Consider the following 21,277-nt stretch of genomic DNA (forward strand, 5'->3'; position numbering starts at 1 on the left):
GGCTGACGGCGCGCGGCGGGGCGGCAGCGGCAACTGCGGTAGCCGCCTGCCCGCCGGCACCGGCGCCGGGCGCCGTGCTCGTGCCACCTCTCAGATCGCCTCTCAGATCGCCTGTTTCGCGCGCAGCCGGGCGATCTTCGCGTCGTCGTAGCCGAGCATGTCGCGCAGCACGTCGTCGGTCTGCGCGCCGAGCAGCGGCGGGGCGGTACGCGCGTCGGGCGGCGTCACGCTCATCCGGATCGGGTTGCGCACGAGCTTCGCGTTCGCGCCGCTCGGGTGCGGCAGCGACACCTGCATCCCGCGCGCGACGACCTGCTCGTTGTCGAACACCTCGTCGAGATCGTTGATCGGCCCGCACGGCACGCCTGCCGCTTCGAGCACGTCGATCCAGTCGGCCTTGCCGCGCGCCTTCACCATTTCCGCGAGGATCGGCACCAGCGTGTCGCGGTGACGCACGCGCGACGGATTCGTCGCGAAACGCTCGTCGTCGGCCAGCTCGGGCCGGCCGCCCGCCTCGACGAACTTGCGGAACTGCCCGTCGTTGCCGACCGCGACGATGATCCACCCGTCGCTCGTCTGGAACGTCTGGTACGGGACGATGTTCGGATGCGCGTTGCCCCAGCGCACCGGCGGCTTGCCGCTCGCGAGGAAGTTGGTGTTCATGTTCGCGAGCAGCGCGACCTGTACGTCGAGCAGCGCCATGTCGATGTACTGGCCTTCGCCCGTCCGGTCGCGGTGGGTGAGGGCGGCGAGCACCGCGATCGTCGAGTAGAGGCCGGTCGCGAGGTCGGCGATCGCGACGCCGGCCTTCTGCGGGCCGCCGCCCGGCTCGCCGTCGCGTTCGCCGGTGATGCTCATGAAGCCGCCGATTCCCTGGACGATGAAGTCGTAGCCGGCACGATGCGCGTACGGGCCGGTCTGGCCGAAGCCGGTGACCGAGCAGTAGACGAGGTCGGGCTTCACCGTGCGCAGCGATTCGTAATCGAGCCCGTATTTCTTCAACTGGCCGACCTTGTAGTTCTCGAGCACGACGTCGCTTTGCGCGGCGAGTTCGCGCACGATCTGCTGGCCCTCGGGCGTCGCGATGTCGACCGTCACCGAGCGCTTGTTGCGGTTCGCCGCCAGGTAGTACGCGGCCTCGGCGGTATCCGCGCCGTCCGCGTCCTTCAGGTACGGCGGCCCCCAGTGGCGCGTGTCGTCGCCGGCGCCGGGGCGCTCGACCTTGATCACGTCCGCGCCGAAATCGGCAAGCGTCTGCGCGCACCACGGGCCCGCGAGCACGCGGGTGAGGTCCAGCACGCGGATATGGCTCAGGGCACCCATCGTCGAATCGTCTCCTTTCATGGCTGGCCTTGGCGGGCAAGGCGAATTGGCATGCCGAGCATCTTAAGGCGAATCGGCGTCGCGAGTGGCCCAGCCGGGCCGGCAGGAGGGCCGAGCCGCTTTGCCGGCGCTTTGCCCGGAAGCCGGCCCCGATCCCGTATAATCGATCGTTTCCGAATCCATGCCGCCGCGCGCCGCCCAAGGGCGCCGGCGTTTGAAGCCGTCTTTGCCAGACTGTCCCCGCACGCCATGAAAGCTGCCGAAATCCGCGAGAAATTTCTCAAATTCTTCGAATCGAAGGGCCACACGATCGTCCGCTCGTCGAGCCTCGTGCCCGGTAACGACCCCACGCTGATGTTCACGAACTCCGGCATGGTCCAGTTCAAGGACGTGTTCCTCGGCACGGACCCGCGTCCGTACTCGCGCGCCACGACGGCGCAGCGCAGCGTGCGCGCGGGCGGCAAGCACAACGACCTCGAGAACGTCGGCTACACGGCGCGCCACCACACGTTCTTCGAGATGCTCGGCAACTTCTCGTTCGGCGACTACTTCAAGCACGACGCGATCAAGTTCGCGTGGGAACTGCTGACCACGGTCTACCAGCTGCCGAAGGACAAGCTGTGGGTGACCGTGTACCAGGAAGACGACGAAGCCTACGACATCTGGGCGAAGGAAGTCGGCGTGCCGACCGAGCGCATCATCCGCATCGGCGACAACAAGGGCGCGCGCTACGCGTCGGACAACTTCTGGACGATGGGCGACACCGGCCCGTGCGGCCCGTGTACCGAGATCTTCTACGACCACGGCCCGGACGTGTGGGGTGGCCCGCCGGGGTCGCCTGAAGAAGACGGCGACCGCTACATCGAGATCTGGAACCTCGTGTTCATGCAGTTCAACCGCGACGCGCAGGGCAACATGACGCGCCTGCCGAAGCAGTCGGTCGACACCGGCATGGGCCTCGAGCGTCTCGCCGCGGTGCTGCAGCACGTGCACAGCAACTACGAGATCGACCTGTTCCAGAACCTGATCAAGGCCGCCGCGCGCGTGACCGAGATCAGCGACCTCACGAACAACTCGCTGAAGGTGATCGCCGATCACATCCGCGCATGCTCGTTCCTGATCGTCGACGGCGTGATCCCCGGCAACGAAGGCCGCGGCTACGTGCTGCGCCGCATCGTGCGCCGCGCGATCCGCCACGGCTACAAGCTCGGCCGCAAGGGCGCGTTCTTCCACAAGCTGGTGGCCGACCTCGTCGCCGAGATGGGCGTTGCCTATCCGGAGCTGAAGGAAGCCGAGCAACGCGTGACCGACGTGCTTCGCCAGGAAGAAGAGCGCTTCTTCGAGACGATCGAGCACGGCATGTCGATCCTCGAAGCCGCGCTGGCCGACGTCGAGGCGAAGGGCGGCAAGGTGCTCGACGGCGAACTCGCGTTCAAGCTGCACGATACGTACGGCTTCCCGCTCGACCTGACGGCCGACGTGTGCCGCGAGCGCGGGATGACGGTCGACGAGCCGGCATTCGACGACGCGATGGCGCGCCAGCGCGAGCAGGCGCGCGCGGCCGGCAAGTTCAAGGCCACGCAGGGCCTCGAATACACGGGCGCGAAGACCACGTTCCACGGTTACGAGGAAATCGCGTTCGACGACGCGAAGATCGTCGCGCTGTACGTCGACGGTTCGTCGGTCAACGAAGTGAAGGCCGGCCAGGATGCGGTCGTCGTGCTCGACCACACGCCGTTCTATGCGGAATCGGGCGGCCAGGTCGGCGACCAGGGCGTGCTCGCGAACGCCGCGACGCGCTTCGCGGTGGCCGATACGCTGAAGGTGCAGGCCGACGTGATCGGCCATCACGGCACGCTGGAACAAGGCACGCTGAAGGTCGGCGACGTGCTGCGCGCGGAGATCGACGCGCATCGCCGCGCCCGCACGCAGCGCAACCACTCGGCCACCCACCTGATGCACAAGGCGCTGCGCGAAGTGCTCGGCGCGCACGTGCAGCAGAAGGGTTCGCTGGTCGACGCGGAAAAGACCCGTTTCGACTTCGCGCACAACGCGCCGATGACCGACGACGAAATCCGTCGCGTCGAGCAGATCGTCAACGACGAAATCCTCGCGAACGCGCCGGGCATCGTGCGCGTGATGCCATACGACGAAGCGGTGAAGGGCGGCGCGATGGCGCTGTTCGGCGAGAAGTACGGCGATGAAGTGCGCGTGCTCGACCTCGGCTTCTCGCGCGAACTGTGCGGCGGCACGCACGTGCACCGCACCGGCGACATCGGCCTGTTCAAGATCGTCGTCGAAGGCGGCGTCGCGGCCGGCATCCGCCGCGTCGAGGCGATCACCGGCGACAACGCGCTGCGCTACGTGCAGGAACTCGACGCGCGTGTGAACGAAGCGGCAGCGGCGCTGAAGGCGCAGCCGTCGGAACTGACGCAGCGGATCGCGCAGGTGCAGGACCAGGTGAAGTCGCTCGAGAAGGAGCTGGGCGCGCTGAAGTCGAAGCTCGCCTCGAGCCAGGGCGACGAGCTCGCGCAGCAGGCCGTCGAAATCGGCGGCGTGTACGTGCTGGCGGCGATGCTCGACGGCGCGGACGCGAAGACGCTGCGCGAAACAGTCGACAAGCTGAAGGACAAGCTGAAGAACGCGGCGATCGTGCTGGCGGCCGTCGAAGGCGGCAAGGTCAGCCTGATCGCGGGCGTCACGCCGGATGCGAGCAAGAAGGTCAAGGCCGGCGAGCTCGTGAATTTCGTCGCGCAGCAGGTCGGCGGCAAGGGCGGCGGCCGTCCGGACATGGCGCAGGCGGGCGGCACCGAGCCGGCGAACCTGCCGGGCGCGCTCGCAGGCGTGAAGGGCTGGGTCGAAGAGCGCCTCTGATCGGCCTGGCCGGCGCGGCGCCCGCAAGGGCGGAGCGCCGGCCCGCACCGCGCGATTCTTTCGACGGAATCGCATGAAACGACCCGATCGGCATCGGTGCCGGTCGGGTCGTTTTGCGTTTACGCGCCGTGTGTGGGGCCGATCCGCCATCGTGCCTGACGCACGAACGGTTGCCCGGTACGCAAACGGACGGTGCGTGAGTGCGCCGTCGCGCGCCCGTTGGCGGATCGCTTCAGGCCGGCAGCGCCACGTGCGCTTTCTGTACGGCGTCCTGCTGCCGCTCGGCTTCCCCAAGCTCATCGCGCAGCGCGGCGAGCGCCGCCGATGCATAACCCTGCCGCCACGCGAGCAGCGTGTCGATGCCCTCCAGCTCGGGGATCACGTGCGCGGCGATGTTGCCGGTCTCGGGCTGCAGGTCGAGCACCGAACGCGGCGCGACCGCGACGCCCGCGCCGGCCGCGACACACGCGACGATCGCGTGATACGAGCCGAGTTCGAGCACGCGCGCCGGCTTGACGCCGTGCGCCGCATACCACTGTTCGACGTACTTGCGATACGTGCAGCCGCGCTCGAATGCGATCAGCGTCGGCAGGATCACGTCGCGCGGCGTGCGCACCGGTGGATGGCCGCGCGGCGTGAGCAGCACGAGATCCTCGCGGAAGATCGGCACCGTCTCGAACGTGTCGGGCAGCGTGTCCGGCGCCGGCGGGCGCGCGAACAGCGCGGCGTCGATCTCGAAGTCGCGCACGCGCTCGATCAGCCAGCCCGTCGTGCCCGTCACCAGTTCGAGCGACACGTCGGGCCAGGCGTGGTGATAGCGCGCGAGCACGGTCGGCAGCCGGCTCGCGGCCGTGCTTTCCATCGTGCCGAGCCGCAGCCGGCCGCGTGGGGTGTCCTCGCGCACCGCGTCGCGCGCCTCGTCGGCGAGCGCGAGCAGGCGCTCCGCATACGGCAGCAGCGTGTGCCCGGCCGGCGTCAGCACGAGCCGGCGGCCGTCGCGCACGAACAGCGCCGCGCCGAGTTCTTCCTCGAGCTGCTTGATACGCGTCGTCACGTTCGACTGCACGCGATTGAGCTTGGCCGCCGCGCGCGTCACGCCGTTCTCGCGCACCACGGCCCGGAATATCGCCAGTGCCGCCAGATCCATGATTCTCTCCGAGCGATGAATGGATTCTCAATTATTCATTTTTCGAGAACGTTTGGTCAAGCTACGATGGAAGCGTTCCGATTTCCGATCCGGCCGGCGCGTTCCGCGCGCGGCCCATGCCGCCATGTCCCGTTCCGATGCCCCGAGCGCCGTCGCCGGTGCGCCTTCCGTCGACGATACCGACCGCCGCGCCCGCGCGGTCGCGCTGGCCTGCATGGTCGGCCTCGCGATCGTGCTCGGTGTCGGCCGCTTCGCGTTCACGCCGCTGCTGCCGCTGATGCTCGCCGACGGTTCGATCGGCCTGAAGGCCGGTGGCTGGCTCGCGTCGGCGAACTACGCGGGTTACTTCGTCGGTGCCGTCAGTTGCGCCGCGCTGCGGGTGGCGCCCGCGCGCATGGTGCGCGTCGGGCTCGTGGCCACCGTGTTGCTCACCGCCGCGATGGGTGTCGGCCACCTGCTGCCCGTGTGGCTCGCGGTGCGCTTCGTCGCGGGCGTCGTCAGCGCGTGGACCTTCGTCTTCATGTCGCAATGGGGGCTGCGGCGGCTGGCCGAACTGGTCGCGCCGGAGTGGAGCGGGGTGATCTACGCGGGGCCCGGCGTGGGCATCGTGGTGACGGGGCTGATCGGCAGCGCGCTGGCCGGCCAGCGCGCGGCGTCGGGCTGGCTCGGTTTCGCGGCGCTGTCGGCCGTGCTGTCGGTCGCGATCTGGCGCACGTTCGGCAGTGCGCCGGTGTCGGCAGCCATGCCGCCGGCCGTGACTGCCCGGCATGCGGCGACGGTCGCGGCGCCGCACGACGCGCGGCGCCATCGTGCGGACGCCGCTTGGCTCGTCGTGCTGTACGGCATGCCGGGCTTCGGCTACATCATCACCGCGACGTTCCTGCCCGTGATCGCGCGCGCCGCGCTGCCGGCCGGGTCGCCGTGGCCCGACCTGTTCTGGCCGATGTTCGGCGCGGCGCTGATCGTCGGCGCGGTCTCCGCTTCGCGGCTGCCCGGCCACTGGGACAACCGGCTGCTGCTCGCGGCCGGTTGCGCGACGCAGGCGCTCGGCATCGCGGCCGGGATCGTGTGGCCGAACGCGGCCGGTTTCTCGGTCGGCAGCCTGTTGCTCGGCCTGCCGTTCACCGCGATCACGCTGTTTGCGATGCGCGAGGCGCGGCGCCTGCATGGCGAACGCGCGGCCGGGCTGATGGGCTATGCGACCGCGTCGTACGGCGTCGGGCAGATTGCGGGGCCGCTCGTCGCGGCGCCGCTGGTGGCGCGATACGGGTCGTTCACGCCCGCGCTGTGGGTCGCGGCCGTGGCGCTGCTGGCCGGGGCCGCGGGGTTCGTGGCGATGACGGCGGTTGCCGGTGCGCATCGACGGCGCGCGTGACACCGACGGACGATGCCGTCGGCGCGCGCGGGCAACGTGTCGATTGCCCGGGGACGATGTCGTTTCGATCGGGGTAAATTAATAGGATTACTATTTTTCCCGGAAGCGGATTAGTACGCGACTGATTTTTAACGACGATTGCTGCGCAAATTTCGTACCTGATCTACATACATCCGGAATGCCTGTCTGTAGCATCCGCCGAATAAATTGATCGCCGGAGGGGTCCGGCGATTGCACTTCGGATGCAGTGGCGCATGTGGGTAGATCAACGAAGAATTATCGTCCGTTGCCGTAACGACATCGGTTGTTTCGTCATCGCGGGCGCAAGTACAGCCGGTTCACCGCCCGGGGTGGTTGCCGACAGTGGTGTGCCGCGCGTGCTTCGGGGCGCCGGCAGCATGCTGTGCCTGTCGTTGCTGTGGGGCGCGGGCGTGGCGGGCGTGCCCGGGCAGGCACACGCACAGGTGCCGAACGCCGGAGCGACGATGCGCGACGTCGAAACGTCGCGTCCGGCGCTGCCGCCGAAAGCCGCGCCCGATCTCGAGATCGTTCCGTCCGAAAGCGCCGCGCAACCGCAACCGGATGCCGGGCCGCGCATCGCCGTGCGCGCGTTCCAGATCGGCGGCCACACCGTATTCGACACCGCAACGCTGCAGGCGCTCGTCGCCGGGCTGGCGGGCGACGCGCTCACGTTTGCCGACCTGCAAGGCGCGGCCGAGCGGATCACCGCCTACTATCGCGAGCGCGGTTACGTGCTCGCGCGTGCCTACTTGCCGAAGCAGGACATCGAAGACGGTGTCGTGCGCATCGAAGTCGCTGAAGGGCGCTACGGCAAGATCGAGATCCAGAATCATTCCCGCGCACTCGACGCCGTGCTGCGGCAGCCGCTTGCCGCGCTGCATCCGGGCGACGTCGTCCGCGGCTCCAGCCTCGAGCGGAGCCTGCTGCTGCTCGACGATCTGGCGGGCGTCGGTGCGCGCGGCACGCTGCGCCCCGGCGAGGTGCCGGGCACCACCGATCTTGTCGTCGATGCCGAACGCGGGCCGCCCGCATCAGGGTCGCTCGAATTCGACAACTTCGGCGGGGTGTCGACGGGGCGCTACCGCGTCGGCGGCAGCGTCGACGTCAATGCGCCGTTGCGGCTCGGCGATCGCCTGAGCCTGCGCGGGCTCGTCAGCGACGAACGGCAACGCTATTACCGCGCCGCCTATCAGGTGCCGGTCGGGCCGGCCTCCACGCGAGTCGGCGTCGCGTATTCGTCGTTGCGCTACCGGGTCGCGGGGCGGTTTTCCGATCTCGAGATGAGCGGGCGCGCCAGCGTCCAGACCGTCTATGTCGCGCAACCGCTCGTGCGTGCGCGCGATTTGAGCGTCACCGCGCAGGTGCAATACGAGAACAAGAACCTGCACGACACCTACGGCACTTTCTCGCTCCAGAACGACAAGAACGTCGGCCTGTGGACCTTCGGGCTCAGCGGCAACAGCCAGGACGGCTGGCTGGGCGGCGGCCGCAACGGCTTCTCGGTGATGTTCGGCGTCGGGCGTTTGCGCAGCAACGATGTGTTCGAGTCGAATCCGCTGACGAAGTCGATCGGCGGTTTCAAGAAGCTCAACGTGGACGCGCAGCGGATCCAGGCGCTGGGCGGCCGTTTCCAGCTGTACGGGCAGGTCAGCGCGCAGTTCGCGTCGCGCAATCTCGATTCGTCCGAGAAATTCAGCCTCGGCGGCCCATACGGCGTGCGGGCGTACGCGCTCGGCGAGGGCAGCGGCGACCAGGGCTGGCAGGCCAGCGCGGAAATGCGTTATCTCGCCGCGCCGGGGTGGCAGGTCAGCATGTTCGTCGACGCGGGCGCGGTGCAGCTCAACCGGCATCCGTGGACGGGCGAACGGAATACGCAACACATGCAGGCGGCGGGTATCGGCGCGACCTGGTTCGGCGCGAAGCGCCAGGTGTCGCTGACGGCCGCATTGCCGCTTGGTCGGGGGGGCGATTCGCCGACCCGTGCACCGAGCGTATGGGTTCAGGCCGCTCAGTATTTCTGAGTTGGCGTGATCAACTGCTCGGTTGTTTCACGAGCATTCAAAAACTACATAAATAGGATTCCAAATGAACAAGGCATATTCATTGGTATGGAACGACGTGCAGGGCGGCTGGTGCGCGGTGAGCGAGACCGCGCGTCGCCGCGGCAAGACGGGTAGCGGCAAGCGCCTGCTGGCGGCCGGGGTATCACTGCTGGGCCTGGCGGCGACGAGCGCGTATGCGCTGCCGACGGGTGGCGCGGTGGCCTCCGGGAAGGCGGACATCGCGACGTCTGCGGACGGCAAGACGATGTCGATCAACCAGCACACGGACAAGCTGATCACGAACTGGCAGGACTTCAGCGTGGCCGGCGGTGAGCGTGTGTCGTTCAAGCAGCCGGACGTCAAGTCGATTGCGCTGAACCGCGTGATCGGCACGAACGGCAGCCAGATCCACGGGCAGATCGATGCGAACGGGAAGGTGTTCGTGGTGAACCCGAACGGGGTGGTGTTCGGTGCGGGTGCGCAGGTGAATGTGGGTGGTCTGGTGGCGTCGACGAAGGACATCTCGGACAAGGATTTCCTCGCAGGCACCTACCGGTTCTCGGGCACATCGGGCCAGTCGGTGGAGAACGCGGGGACGATCGCGGCGACCGAGGGCGGTAGTGTGGCGCTGCTGGGTGCGCGGGTGTCGAACACGGGCGTGATCCGTGCGAAGGCCGGCCGAGTGGCGTTGGGCGCGGGTAACGCGTTCACCGTGAACTTCGACGGCAACGGCCTGCTGAACCTGCAGGTGGAAGGCGGCGCGATGGACGCGCAGGCGCACAACGGGGGGCTGCTGAGCGCGGAAGGCGGCGAGGTGCTGATGACGGCGCGCGCGGCGAATGGCTTGCTGAACGCGGTGGTAAACAACAGCGGGACGATCGAGGCGCAGGGTTTGAAAGAGCGCAACGGGAAGATCGTGCTGGACGGCGGCCTGGTGCAGGTCGCGGGCAAGCTGAACGCGGCAGGCGGTGACGTGACGACGCGCGGCGAACAGGTGAAGGTGGCGGGCGACGCGCAGGTCGACACGCGTTCATCGTCGGGCCGCACGGGTACGTGGACGATCGCGTCGGCGAACGCGAACGTCGACGGCGCGGACGCTGCGATCGGCGCAGCAACGCTGTCACGCGCGCTGGGCACGACGAACGTCGCATTGACGAACACGTCGGGCGACCTGACGGTGGATGGCGCAGTGAACTGGACGAGCGATCACGCGCTGGCGCTGACGTCGCAAAAGGGCGACGTGGCGCTGAAGCGGGCGGTGACGGCGAGCGGCGCGAAGGCGAGCGTCAAGGCGAACGCCGCAGGTGAAATCCGTGTGGACGACAAGCTTGCGCTGACGGGCGACCAGGCGCATCTGGAACTGAACGCGAAGAAGGGCTATCGGTTCACGCAAGACAAGGCGTCGGCCACGCTGTCGGGCCGCAACGCATCGTTCTCGTCGAACGGCGAAGGGTATCAGGTGATCCACGACGTGGCGGGCCTGCGTAACGTGGACCGCGACCTGAACGGCCGTTACGTGCTGGGCAACGCGATCGACGGCAAGGGTGTGGCGTTCCAGAGCATCGGTGCGAACAGCGCATTCGAAGGCGTATTCGACGGCCTCGGCAACACGGTGTCCCGACTGAACGTTACCGGGTTCGCTCCCTCCATCGGCCTGTTTTCCGAGAACAAGGGGCGCATTGCCAATCTCGAGCTCGTTTCGCTGATCGTGAACAATCAGGCTAACGTGCGCAACTCGCAGGTCGGCGGCCTGGCCGGCGTCAACCGCGGGACGATCTCGAATGTCCGCGCGGCGGGGATGACGGTCGCGTCCACATCCCCCATCCGGGGCGAGAGCGTGGTAGGGGGGCTCGTCGGCGTCAACGATCACGGCGTGATCGATGGCGCGCGCTTCCAGGGCCGTATCAGCGGTAACGAAAAGGCGACGACGATCGGCGGGATTGCCGGTAATAGCGTTGGCGGCGCGCGTATCGCGAACAGCCACGCCGACGCCGAGATCACGAGCAAGGACGCATCGGCGACCGGTTTGTATATGTTGGGTGGCCTGGTCGGCATGAACTTGGAGTCGACCGTGTCGAACTCGTCGAGCGGCGGCAAGCTTTCGGCGGGCGTCAACGCGGTCGCGGGCGGTCTGGTCGGTTACTCGGCCGGTGGCGCGATCGACCACTCGACGTCGTCGATGGCCGTGTCGGCCGGCAAGGACGCCGCTGTCGGCGGTGCGGTCGGCTGGAACGCCGGTGCGGATCTGTCGAACGTGTCGGCGATCGGCAACGTCAGCGCGACGTCCGGGGCCACGATCGGCGGTCTGGTCGGCGGCAACGAAGGCAACGTTCGCGATTCATGGGCAAGCGGCACCGTCACCGCGGCAGCCGGCAGCACGATCGGCGGCTTCGTCGGCAGCAACGACAACGGCGCGATCAGCGGGTCGCACGCGTCCGGCAACGTCAGCGGAAACGGCGCGGCCGCAGCAGGCGGCTTCGCGGGTAACAACGCCGGAGGCGTCCTCGCGGACGTGTCTTCGCAGGGGCGCGTGACCGGTGCCGCGAGCGAGCGGGTCGGCGGCCTCGCGGGCGCGAACACCGGAACGATCCGCCAGGCGGTGGCGGCGGGCGACGTGAGCGCCGGCAACGCGAGCAAGGTCGGCGGGCTCGTGGCCGTCAACGACGGGAAGATCGAAGATTCGCGCTCGAGCGGCACCGTGCGCGGCGGGCTGGACAACACGATCGGCGGTCTGGTCGGCGAGAACAACGGCACGATCGCATCGTCGAGCTCGACGTCGAACGTTGCCGCAGGGAGCGGCAGCTACGTGGGCGGCCTAGTCGGTTTCAACAAGGGAATCGACGCCGTGGTGAGTGGCTCGAAGGCCTTCGGCAACGTCACGGTCGCCAACGGGCTTGCCATTGGCGGGTTCGTCGGCTGGAACTACGGGACGATCGCCGATTCGGAATCGTCGGGAACGGTGACGAGCACCGCCACGATCGGCGGCGGCTTCGCGGGCGGCAACTCCGGCACGATCCGGTTGTCTGGCACGAGTTCGAAGTTCGATTACCCGGCGCAGGCGCGGCCGTCGCTTTATGGCGGTTTCGTCGGGATCAATACGGGAAGCATCAAGTCGAGTGAGACGACGGGCGCCGCAGCGAGTGAACGGTTCGCCGGCATGAACCGCGGCATCGTCGAAGCCAAGCGGTAATTCGTGTCGGTGCGGGGGAGGGGGCCGCGTATGGCGCCGACGCATTCGCGCCGTCGCGGCGCCGTCCCCCGTTCCCGATCGTCATGCGACTCTTTCGTCAAGTGGTATGCAAGGTACCGGCAGCGGCCAGTCGACTCGATGGCACGATCGCTCGGCACCGTGCATGGTCAGCGCTTGGCCGGGCGCATGTATGCGTTCAGGCCTGTGCGGAATTTCCGGGCAGGCATGACCGGTCGCTCGCTTCTCGCGAGCATTCAAAATCCAGATAAAGAGGATTCCAAATGAACAAGGCCTATTCATTGGTATGGAACGAAGCGCAAGGCGGTTGGTGCGCGGTAAGCGAGACCGCGCGTCGCCGAGGCAAGACGGGTAGCGGCAAGCGCCTGCTGGCGGCCGGGGTGTCGCTGCTGGGCCTGGCGGCGACGAGCGCGTATGCGCTGCCGACAGGTGGCGCGGTGGCCTCCGGGAAGGCGGACATCGCGACGTCTGCGGACGGCAAGACGATGTCGATCAACCAGCACACGGACAAGCTGATCACGAACTGGCAGGACTTCAGCGTGGCCGGCGGCGAGCGTGTGTCGTTCCAGCAGCCGGACGTCAAGTCGATCGCGCTGAACCGCGTGATCGGCACGAACGGCAGCCAGATCCACGGGCAGATCGACGCAAACGGGAAGGTGTTCGTGGTGAACCCGAACGGGGTGGTGTTCGGTGCGGGTGCGCAGGTGAATGTGGGTGGTCTGGTGGCGTCGACGAAGAACATCTCGGATGCGGATTTCCTGGCTGGTAACTACCGGTTCTCGGGCACATCGGGCCAGTCGGTGGAGAACGCCGGGACGATCGAGGCGGCGAAAGGCGGCAGCGTGGCGCTGCTGGGTGCGCGGGTGTCGAACACGGGCGTGATCCGTGCGAAGGCAGGACGCGTGGCGTTGGGCGCGGGTAACGCATTCACCGTGAACTTCGACGGCAACGGCCTGCTGAACCTGCAGGTGGAAGGCAATGCGATGGATGCGCAGGCGCATAACGGCGGGCTGCTGAGCGCGGAAGGCGGCGAGGTGCTGATGACGGCGCGCGCGGCGAACGGCCTGCTGAACGCGGTGGTAAACAACAGCGGGACGATCGAGGCGCAGGGTTTGAAAGAGCGCGACGGGAAGATCGTGCTGGACGGCGGCCTGGTGCAGGTTGCGGGCAAGCTGAACGCGGCGGGCGGTGACGTGACGACGCGCGGCGAACAGGTGAAGGTGGCGGTCGACACGCAGGTCGACACGCGTTCATCGTCGGGCCGCACGGGTACGTGGACGATCGAGTCGGCGAACGCGAACGTCGACGGCGCGGACGCTGCGATCGGCGCGGCAACGCTGTCACGCGCGCTGGGCACGACGAACGTCGCATTGACGAACACGTCGGGCGACCTGACGGTGGATGGCGCAGTGAACTGGACGAGCGATCACGCGCTGGCGCTGACGTCGCAAAAGGGCGACGTGGCGCTGAAGCGGGCGGTGGCGGCGAGCGGCGCGAAGGCGAGCGTCAAGGCGAACGCCGCAGGTGAAATCCGTGTGGACGACAAGCTTGCGCTGACGGGCGACCAGGCGCATCTTGAGCTGAACGCGAAGAAGGGGCACCGGTTCACGCAGGACAACGCATCGGCCACGCTGTCGGGCCGCAACGCATCGTTCTCGTCGAACGGCGAAGGGTATCAGGTGATCCACGACGTGGCGGACCTGCGTAACGTGGACCTCGACCTGAATGGCCGCTACGTGCTGGGCAACGCGATCGACGGCAAGGGCGCGGCGTTCCGGAGCATCGGTGCGAACAGCGCATTCGAAGGCGTATTCGACGGCCTCGGCAACACGGTGTCCCGACTGAACGTTACCGGGTTCGCTCCCTCCATCGGCCTGTTTTCCGAGAACCGCGGGCGCATCGCCAACCTCGCGCTCGACTCGATCGCGGTGAACGGCGCGAGCACGTCGATCAAGAGCAGCATGACGATCGGTGGCCTGGCCGGCGCCAATCGTGGCGGGACGATTTCGAACGTCCGCGCAACGCGGATGAGCATTTCGTCGTCCGGCACCGGCTATAGCGTCGCAGGCGGTCTCGTCGGCGAGAACAACGCCGGGGTGATCGACGGTGCGCGCTTCCAGGGCTCGATCACCGGTAACGACAGGACGGTCAACATCGGCGGTATCGCCGGGACGAACGCCAGCTCGCGCATCGTGAACAGCCGTGCCGACGCCGAGATCAGGAACGTGCGGTCGCCGTCGTCGACCATGACGAATCTGGTAGGCGGCATCGCCGGCCTGAGCTGGGATTCGACCATCTCGGATTCGTCGAGCGCGGGCCGGATCACCGTGGGCAACGCCATGTATGCGGGCGGCCTTGTCGGCCACGCGGTCGGCGGCGCCATCGATCGTTCGAATTCGTCGATGGCCGTCTCGGCCGGCCAGGCAGGCATGGTTGGCGGGGCGGTCGGTTCGAACGTCTATACCGCGCTGTCGAACGTATCGGCGAGCGGCAACGTGAGCGCGACGTCCGGGGCCGAGGTCGGCGGTCTCGTCGGCCGCAGCGATTACGCGACGATCCTCGCTTCGTCGGCAAGCGGCAATGTCAGCGCGACGGCGGGCAGCCGGGTAGGCGGTTTCATCGGCACGAATGCCAACAGCAGGATCAGCCAGTCGCACGCGACCGGCAACGTGACCGGCAACGGGTCGGCGGCGACCGGCGGTTTCGCGGGCGTGAACGACGGCGGCAGCATGCTCGCGGACGTGTCGGCGAAAGGGCGCACGGCGGATGCCGGACGCGGCATCGTCGGCGGTCTGGTCGGCCAGAATGCCGGCGCGATTCTGCACGGCGACGCGTACGGCGACGTGAGCGCGGGCGATGCGAGCAGCATCGGCGGTCTGGTCGGCACGAATCGCGGCAGCGTGGTGTCGTCGAGTTCGACGTCGAACGTGGTTTCGTTGCGCGGCAGCTACGCCGGTGGCTTGATCGGCGAAAACCGCGGCAAGCAGGCCGTCGTGAGCGGTTCGACGGCAGGTGGCACGGTGACGGCTACCGGTGGACAGTACGCCGGCGGGTTCGTCGGGGCGAACGACGGCTTGATCGACGGTTCGGACTCGTCGGGCACGGTCTACGCGGCGGGTACGTATGTCGGCGGCTTTGCGGGCCAGAACTCCGGCACGATCCGTTCGTCGCGTACGAGCTCGAAGATCGACTACCCGGCGCAGGCACGGCCAGTGTTCACGGGCGGTTTTGCCGGACTCAATACGGGCAGCATCGAATCGAGTCAGGCGACGGGCGCCGCATCGAAGGAGCCGTTCGTCGCATTCAACATCGGCATGATCGACGGCAAGTCGTGGTAACGCACGTCGGCGCGGGATGATGCGCCGTGCATGTCACGGGGCGGCGATCGCGCCGCCCCGTGACGATGGCCGCCCATCCCGATCGTTTGGGGCGGCATTCGACGCAAGACCGGATTTTTCGTGTCTCCTTCGGCGTGGATGGCAGGCGCCGGGTCGACATCCGTGGTGCAGACCGCGAATCGCTTTTGGTTTGTCATTCCGACTTTTATATAGGAATACGAATCGATGATTGTCGATCGCAAGTCGATTCGAATGCGATCCCACGCGACGGGCTGAAGGGACACAAGGCTTGCTTGTCGAACGGAAGGGTTCACGCTGTCCGGCTTTGGCGGGCGGCGCGATCGGAGGTCCGTCGAAGATGGACCAGTTGAAATGTGGAAATAAGAGGAATTCAGATGAATAAAGCCTACTCGCTGGTATGGAACGAAGCGCAAGGCGGCTGGTGCGCGGTGAGCGAGACCGCGTGTCGCCGCGGCAAGACGGGTAGCGGCAAGCGCCTGCTGGCGGCCGGGGTATCGCTGCTGGGCCTGGCGGCGACGAGCGCGTATGCGCTGCCGACGGGCGGCGCGGTGGCCTCCGGGAAGGCGGACATCGCGACGTCTGCGGACGGCAAGACGATGTCGATCAACCAGCACACGGACAAGCTGATCACGAACTGGCAGGACTTCAGCGTGGCCGGCGGCGAGCGTGTGTCGTTTCAGCAGCCGGACGTCAAGTCGATTGCGCTGAACCGCGTGATCGGCACGAACGGCAGCCAGATCCACGGGCAGATCGACGCAAACGGGAAGGTGTTCGTGGTGAACCCGAACGGGGTGGTGTTCGGTGCGGGTGCGCAGGTGAATGTGGGCGGTCTGGTGGCGTCGACGAAGGACATCTCGGACAAGGATTTCCTCGCAGGCACCTACCGGTTCTCGGGCACATCGGGGCACTCGGTGGAGAACGCCGGGACGATCGAGGCGGCGGAAGGCGGTAGCGTCGCGCTGCTGGGCGCGCGGGTGTCGAACACGGGCGTGATCCGTGCGAAGGCAGGACGCGTGGCGCTGGGCGCAGGCGACGCATTCACCGTGAACTTCGACGGCAACGGCCTGCTGAACCTGCAGGTGGAAGGCGGCGCGATGGACGCGCAGGCGCACAACGGCGGTCTGCTGAGCGCGGAAGGCGGCGAGGTGCTGATGACGGCGCGCGCGGCGAATGGCCTGCTGAACGCGGTGGTGAACAACAGCGGGACGATCGAGGCGCAGGGCTTGAAAGAGCGCAACGGGAAGATCGTGCTGGATGGCGGCCTGGTGCAGGTCGCGGGCAAGCTGAACGCGGCAGGCGGTGACGTGACGACGCGTGGCGAACAGGTGAAGGTGGCGGTCGACACGCAGGTCGACACGCGTTCATCGTCCGGCCGCACGGGTACGTGGACGATCGAATCGGCGAACGCGAACGTCGACAATTCGAATACGAACGGCACTCAGCGCGGCCTGACGATCGATGGCGCGAATTCGAACGTCGCGCATGCAGACGCCGCACTGGACGCGGCGACGCTGTCACGCGCGCTGGGCACGACGAACGTCGCATTGACGAACACGTCGGGCGACCTGACGGTGAATGGCGCGGTGAACTGGGCGAGCGACCATACGCTGGCGCTGACGTCGCAAAAGGGCGACGTGGCGCTGAAGCAGGCAGTGGCGGCGAGCGGCGCGAAGGCGAGCGTCAAGGCGGACGCCGCAGGAGAAATCCGCATCGACGACAAACTTGCGCTGACGGGCGACCAGGCGCATCTGGAGCTGAACGCGAAGAAAGGCCACCGGTTCACACAGGACAACGCGTCGGTCACGTTGTCGGGCCGCAACGCATCGTTCTCGTCGAACGGCGAAGGGTATCAGGTGATCCACGACGTGGCGGGCCTGCGCAACGTGGACCGCGACCTGAATGGCCGCTACGTGCTGGGCAACGCGATCGACGGCAAAGGCGCGGCGTTCCGGAGCATCGGCGCGAGACGCGCGTTCGAAGGCGTGTTCGACGGCCTCGGCAACACCATCGGCGATCTGTCGATCTCCAATCCGGGCAGCAACGCCGTCGGCCTTTTCGAGGCCAACGGCGGGCGTATTGCCAACCTCGGGCTCGACAGGATCTCGACGCGCGCGGTCGTGCCTTACGGCCGCACACCGGCCAGCGTCGGCACGCTCGCGGGCTACAACTTCGGCACGATCTCGGACGTGAAGGCGACGAACGTCGCGGTGAGCAGCGAAGGCATGGCGATTGTCGGCGGTCTCGTCGGCAGCAACTACGGCGGATCGATCGAGCGTGCATCCGTGCTGGGTTTCGTCAACGGCGGCAACGATGCGCTGCACGTCGGCGGGCTGGCCGGTGAAAACATCTCGTTCGTCTCGCCCGGTGCCGACGATGCGCTGATCCGCGACAGCCGTGCCGACGTCCAGGTCGTCAGTGCGTCGAACGGCAGCGCAGGCGGGCTTGTCGGGGACAACCACGGTGTCGTCGACAGGTCGACGGCGACCGGCATCGTCAACGCACGCGGCAGCGGCGCGCGCGTCGGCGGGCTGGTGGGCGTCAACAATGGCGGCGTGATCAACGCGTCGACGGCCGCCGGCGATGTGCGGGGCGCCCGCAACGCGTCCGTGGGCGGCCTCGTCGGCCACAACGCGGGCCGGGTGGACGCATCGACGTTCAAGGGTATCGTCGCGGCGACCGACGGCGCGCGCGTGGGTGGCCTCGTCGGCGAAAACCGCGGCGTCGTGCATGCGTCGACGGCAGTCGGCAGGGTAATGGGCGGCGCGTCGAACGTCGGCGGCCTCGTCGGCGCCAACTTCGCGAGCGTGAGCGACTCGACGGCCAGCGTCAACGTCGACGCCGGCATGGCAGGTGTGGCGGGCGGGCTGGTCGGCTACAACGCAGGCAGGATCGACGCGTCGAGCACCGACAGCTACGTTACGGCAGCGGCGAGCGGCATCGCGGGCGGGCTGGTCGGCCGCAATGCGGCGACCGGCGAAGTGCTTGCGTCGTCGGCCGCTGGCGACGTGATCGCGGGCGACTTCGCAACGGCAGGCGGTCTGGCCGGCGTGAACGACGGCGCGATCCACGGTTCGTCGTCGAAGGGGGCCGTGATGGCCGGCATGATGGCGCAGGCCGGCGGTCTGGTCGGCGTCAATGCGGGCACCGTGCAGGCGTCCGCATCGACGGGTTCGGTCGTCAGCGATTTCGAGAGCGTCGTCGGCGGCCTCGTGGCGTCCAACAGCGGCGTGATCGACGGATCGTCCGCGTCGGGCGACGTCCGGGTCGGGTTCGGCAGCATCGCCGGCGGGCTCGTCGGCCGCAACACGGGTACGGTGCGTGACGCCGGCGCGAAGGGCACGGTCGCCGTGACGGGGACGGGCAAGGCCGGCGGGCTGGTCGGCTTCAACGCCGGCCGCGTGTCGTCGTCGAGCGCAAGCGGCGACGTGCTGGCCGATCGGGGCAGTTCGGTCGGCGGCCTGATCGGCGAGAACGCCATTGGCGCGTCGGTCGAGCACTCGAGCGCGACCGGTTCGGCGGCCGGCGGCCACGACAGCTACGTCGGCGGCCTGGTCGGCTTCAACAGCGGCATGGTCGCATCGTCGTCGGCGGCCGGCACGGTTTCCGGTGGCTACTATGCGCGGCTCGGCGGCCTGGCCGGCGCGAACTTCGGCACGTTCGACAACGCGACGACGGCAACCCGCGTTGCGCTGACGCCGGGTTACCGCCAGCAAGCCGGCGCGTTCGCGGCCCTGAACTTCGGCCTTTTCAATGGCAGCAGCGCAACTGGTGCCGCAGCGGGGATGCCGCTCGCCAACCTCAACTACGGCCAGATCCGCGACTGACCGGTGCCGACCATGCCGGCGGCTCGGCTCGGCCCGGCCCGGTCTGACCTGACCTGACCTGACCGGATCGCCGGCAAGCCTGCCGCACGCGGCGGCCCGCGCAGGAACGGGCCGCCGCGTGCAAGCGGGACGCACCTCGCCGGGCATGCATGCGCATGCCCGGTGCGCGAACCGGCCGCGCGCGAACGCAGGCCGGGCGTCGGCGGATGGCATCGCCCGCGCGATTCCGGCCGGTTCGTCCGGCCGTCGCGGAAATCCTCGGCGCCGCGCAAACTCGCTAGAATCGAGACTTTCCCGCGCCGAGCGCGACCGGCGCCGCCGTTGCAGGCGGCCCCGGTCGCCCCGTCTCCATCGATGACCACTGCCGATTACCGCTTTTGCCCGCGCTGCGCGAGCCCGCTCACCGAGCGTGCCGATCCCGACCACGAAGGCGGCCGCATCCGCCAGGCCTGCCCCGACGGCACCTGCGGCTACGTGCACTGGAACAACCCGCTGCCCGTCGTCGCCGCGATCGTCGAACTCGACGGCAAGATCCTGCTCGCGCGCAACGCGGCCTGGCCCGAAGGCATGTTCGCGCTGATCACCGGCTTCCTCGAGAACGGCGAAACGCCCGAGGACGGCATCGCGCGCGAGGTGTTCGAGGAAACGGGCCTGAAGGCCGAGCACGTGTCGCTCGTCGGCGTGTACGAATTCATCCGCAAGAACGAACTGATCATCGCGTATCACGTGCGCGCGTCGGGCACGGTCGTGCTGTCGCCGGAACTGCTCGAATACAAGCTCGTCGATCCGCCGCTGCTGCGCCCGTGGCGCGCCGGTACCGGTGTCGCGCTCGCCGACTGGATGCGCGCGCGCGGCCTCGAGTTCGAATTCGTCGACCGGCCGGGGCAGTGACGGGCCGGCCCGTGCACAGGGTTTTCTCCGCCGTGCCGCGTGCGATCGCGACGCGGCGCTTCACCCGTTGCCGGCGCGCCGTGCCCTGCGGCGGCCGTGCTTCGTCTGCATCGCTTCCCACGTCCTGATCGCCATCGCCATGTCCGACAAGCCGCAACCGCGTCCGCGCGACGCCTACCGCCACTTCCTGCCGATCACGACCCGCTGGATGGACAACGACGTCTACGGGCACGTGAACAACGTCGTCTACTACAGCTACTTCGACACCGTCGTGAACGAGTACCTGATCCGCGCGGGCGTGCTCGACGTCGAGCACGGGCAGACGATCGGGCTGGTCGTCGAGACGCAGTGCAACTACTTCGCGCCGCTCGTGTTCCCGCAATCGGTCGATGCGGGGCTGCGTGTCGTGAAGCTCGGCACGTCGAGCGTGCGCTACGAGGTCGGGCTGTTCGCGCAAGGCGATGCCGCGCCCGCCGCGCAGGGGCATTTCGTGCACGTGTACGTCGATCGCGGGACACGCCGTCCCGTGCCGCTGCCCGACGCGTTGCGCGCCGCGCTCGAGCCGCTCACTGCCTGACGGCTCGCGGTGCACGCGCTCGCGCTCCAGGTCTTCAACGGCCTCAGCTACGGCTTGCTGCTGTTCATGCTGTCGGCCGGCCTCACGCTGATCTTCAGCGTGCAGGGCGTGCTCAACTTCGCGCATGCGAGCTTCTACATGCTCGGCGCGTATGTCGGCTACAGCATCGCGGCCCATGCGGGCTTCTGGCCGGCGCTCGTGCTCGCGCCGCTTGCGGTCGGGCTGCTCGGCGCCGGCTGCGAACGCACGTTGCTGCGCCGCGTGCAGGCGCACGGCCATACGAACGAACTGCTGCTGACCTTCGGTCTCGCTTACCTGATCGGCGAGGGCGCGAAACTCGTCTGGGGCCTCGCGCCGTTGCCGGCGCCCGTGCCGCCGCTGTTCGACGGTGCGCCCGTGAGCGTGTTCGGCCTCGCGTTGCCGCGCTACCGGCTGTTCATGATGGCGATGTCCGCGACGATGCTGGTCGCGCTCGGCGCGCTGCTGCGCGTGTCGCGCATCGGGCTCGTCGTGCGCGCGGCGCTCACGCATCGTGCGGCCGTCGAGGCGCTCGGCTACGACGTGCCGCGCGTGATGACGGGCCTGTTCGGCGCCGGCACCGCGCTCGCGGCGCTGGCCGGCGTGATCGGCGCGCCG

11 protein-coding genes are annotated in these 21,277 nt (G+C 68.2%); 9 read left to right on the forward strand and 2 right to left on the reverse strand.

What is annotated here, in order from left to right:
• Nucleotides 1-102 precede the first annotated feature (102 nt).
• Nucleotides 103-1,323: a CaiB/BaiF CoA transferase family protein gene (locus tag L810_RS04110; RefSeq protein WP_042973137.1), complete on the reverse strand. Its 1,221-nt coding sequence runs from the start codon at nt 1,321-1,323 to the stop codon at nt 103-105.
• A 249-nt stretch (nt 1,324-1,572) separates the two neighbouring features.
• Here L810_RS04110 and alaS point away from each other — a divergent pair, with 249 nt between their 5' ends.
• On the forward strand, nt 1,573-4,197 hold the full coding sequence (gene alaS / locus L810_RS04115) for an alanine--tRNA ligase (protein WP_021157105.1): 2,625 nt from the start codon (nt 1,573-1,575) through the stop codon (nt 4,195-4,197).
• A gap of 232 nt (nt 4,198-4,429) precedes the next feature.
• On the opposite strand, the gene L810_RS04120 is transcribed toward alaS, so the two are convergent.
• Nucleotides 4,430-5,344 carry a LysR family transcriptional regulator gene (locus tag L810_RS04120; protein WP_021157106.1) on the reverse strand — a complete coding sequence of 305 codons (915 nt, stop codon included), beginning with the start codon at nt 5,342-5,344 and terminating at the stop codon, nt 4,430-4,432.
• A 124-nt stretch (nt 5,345-5,468) separates the two neighbouring features.
• On the opposite strand from L810_RS04120, the gene L810_RS04125 reads away from it, so the two are divergent.
• The 8 genes from L810_RS04125 to L810_RS04160 all read left to right on the forward strand — a co-directional run.
• A complete protein-coding gene (locus tag L810_RS04125; protein WP_042973138.1) occupies nt 5,469-6,719 on the forward strand; it encodes a YbfB/YjiJ family MFS transporter in 1,251 nt (416 codons plus the stop codon).
• Between the two features lie 377 nt (nt 6,720-7,096).
• The gene (locus L810_RS04130; protein ID WP_306415636.1) at nt 7,097-8,761 is read left to right on the forward strand and encodes a ShlB/FhaC/HecB family hemolysin secretion/activation protein; all 1,665 of its coding nucleotides are present in this window, start codon (nt 7,097-7,099) and stop codon (nt 8,759-8,761) included.
• A gap of 64 nt (nt 8,762-8,825) precedes the next feature.
• Nucleotides 8,826-11,972 (forward strand): two-partner secretion domain-containing protein, encoded by a 3,147-nt coding sequence (locus L810_RS04135; RefSeq protein ID WP_021157109.1) that lies wholly within the window; start codon nt 8,826-8,828, stop codon nt 11,970-11,972.
• A gap of 281 nt (nt 11,973-12,253) precedes the next feature.
• Complete coding sequence (locus L810_RS04140; protein WP_021157110.1) at nt 12,254-15,328, forward strand: two-partner secretion domain-containing protein; 3,075 nt, start codon at nt 12,254-12,256, stop codon at nt 15,326-15,328.
• Nucleotides 15,329-15,723: 395 nt separating this feature from the next.
• Nucleotides 15,724-19,173, forward strand: coding sequence for a two-partner secretion domain-containing protein (locus L810_RS04145; RefSeq protein ID WP_021157111.1), 3,450 nt, complete (start codon nt 15,724-15,726; stop codon nt 19,171-19,173).
• A 354-nt stretch (nt 19,174-19,527) separates the two neighbouring features.
• Nucleotides 19,528-20,064 (forward strand): NUDIX domain-containing protein, encoded by a 537-nt coding sequence (locus L810_RS04150; protein ID WP_042973140.1) that lies wholly within the window; start codon nt 19,528-19,530, stop codon nt 20,062-20,064.
• Between the two features lie 139 nt (nt 20,065-20,203).
• Nucleotides 20,204-20,641, forward strand: coding sequence for an acyl-CoA thioesterase (locus L810_RS04155; RefSeq protein WP_021157113.1), 438 nt, complete (start codon nt 20,204-20,206; stop codon nt 20,639-20,641).
• A gap of 9 nt (nt 20,642-20,650) precedes the next feature.
• Nucleotides 20,651-21,277, forward strand: a 627-nt coding sequence (locus L810_RS04160) for a branched-chain amino acid ABC transporter permease (protein ID WP_042973142.1), incomplete at its 3' end; no start/stop codon positions are given.

It is taken from the genome of Burkholderia sp. AU4i (assembly GCF_000466765.1).
GTDB lineage: Bacteria > Pseudomonadota > Gammaproteobacteria > Burkholderiales > Burkholderiaceae > Burkholderia > Burkholderia cepacia.

Coding starts and splice junctions, on each gene's coding strand:
- L810_RS04145 (WP_021157111.1), top strand. CDS start 15,724: ATGAATAAAGCCTACTCGCTGGTATGGAACGAAGCGCAAGGCGGCTGG.
- L810_RS04135 (WP_021157109.1), top strand. CDS start 8,826: ATGAACAAGGCATATTCATTGGTATGGAACGACGTGCAGGGCGGCTGG.
- L810_RS04110 (WP_042973137.1), bottom strand. CDS start 1,323: ATGGGTGCCCTGAGCCATATCCGCGTGCTGGACCTCACCCGCGTGCTC.
- L810_RS04140 (WP_021157110.1), top strand. CDS start 12,254: ATGAACAAGGCCTATTCATTGGTATGGAACGAAGCGCAAGGCGGTTGG.
- L810_RS04120 (WP_021157106.1), bottom strand. CDS start 5,344: ATGGATCTGGCGGCACTGGCGATATTCCGGGCCGTGGTGCGCGAGAAC.
- L810_RS04155 (WP_021157113.1), top strand. CDS start 20,204: ATGTCCGACAAGCCGCAACCGCGTCCGCGCGACGCCTACCGCCACTTC.
- L810_RS04150 (WP_042973140.1), top strand. CDS start 19,528: ATGACCACTGCCGATTACCGCTTTTGCCCGCGCTGCGCGAGCCCGCTC.
- alaS (WP_021157105.1), top strand. CDS start 1,573: ATGAAAGCTGCCGAAATCCGCGAGAAATTTCTCAAATTCTTCGAATCG.
- L810_RS04125 (WP_042973138.1), top strand. CDS start 5,469: ATGTCCCGTTCCGATGCCCCGAGCGCCGTCGCCGGTGCGCCTTCCGTC.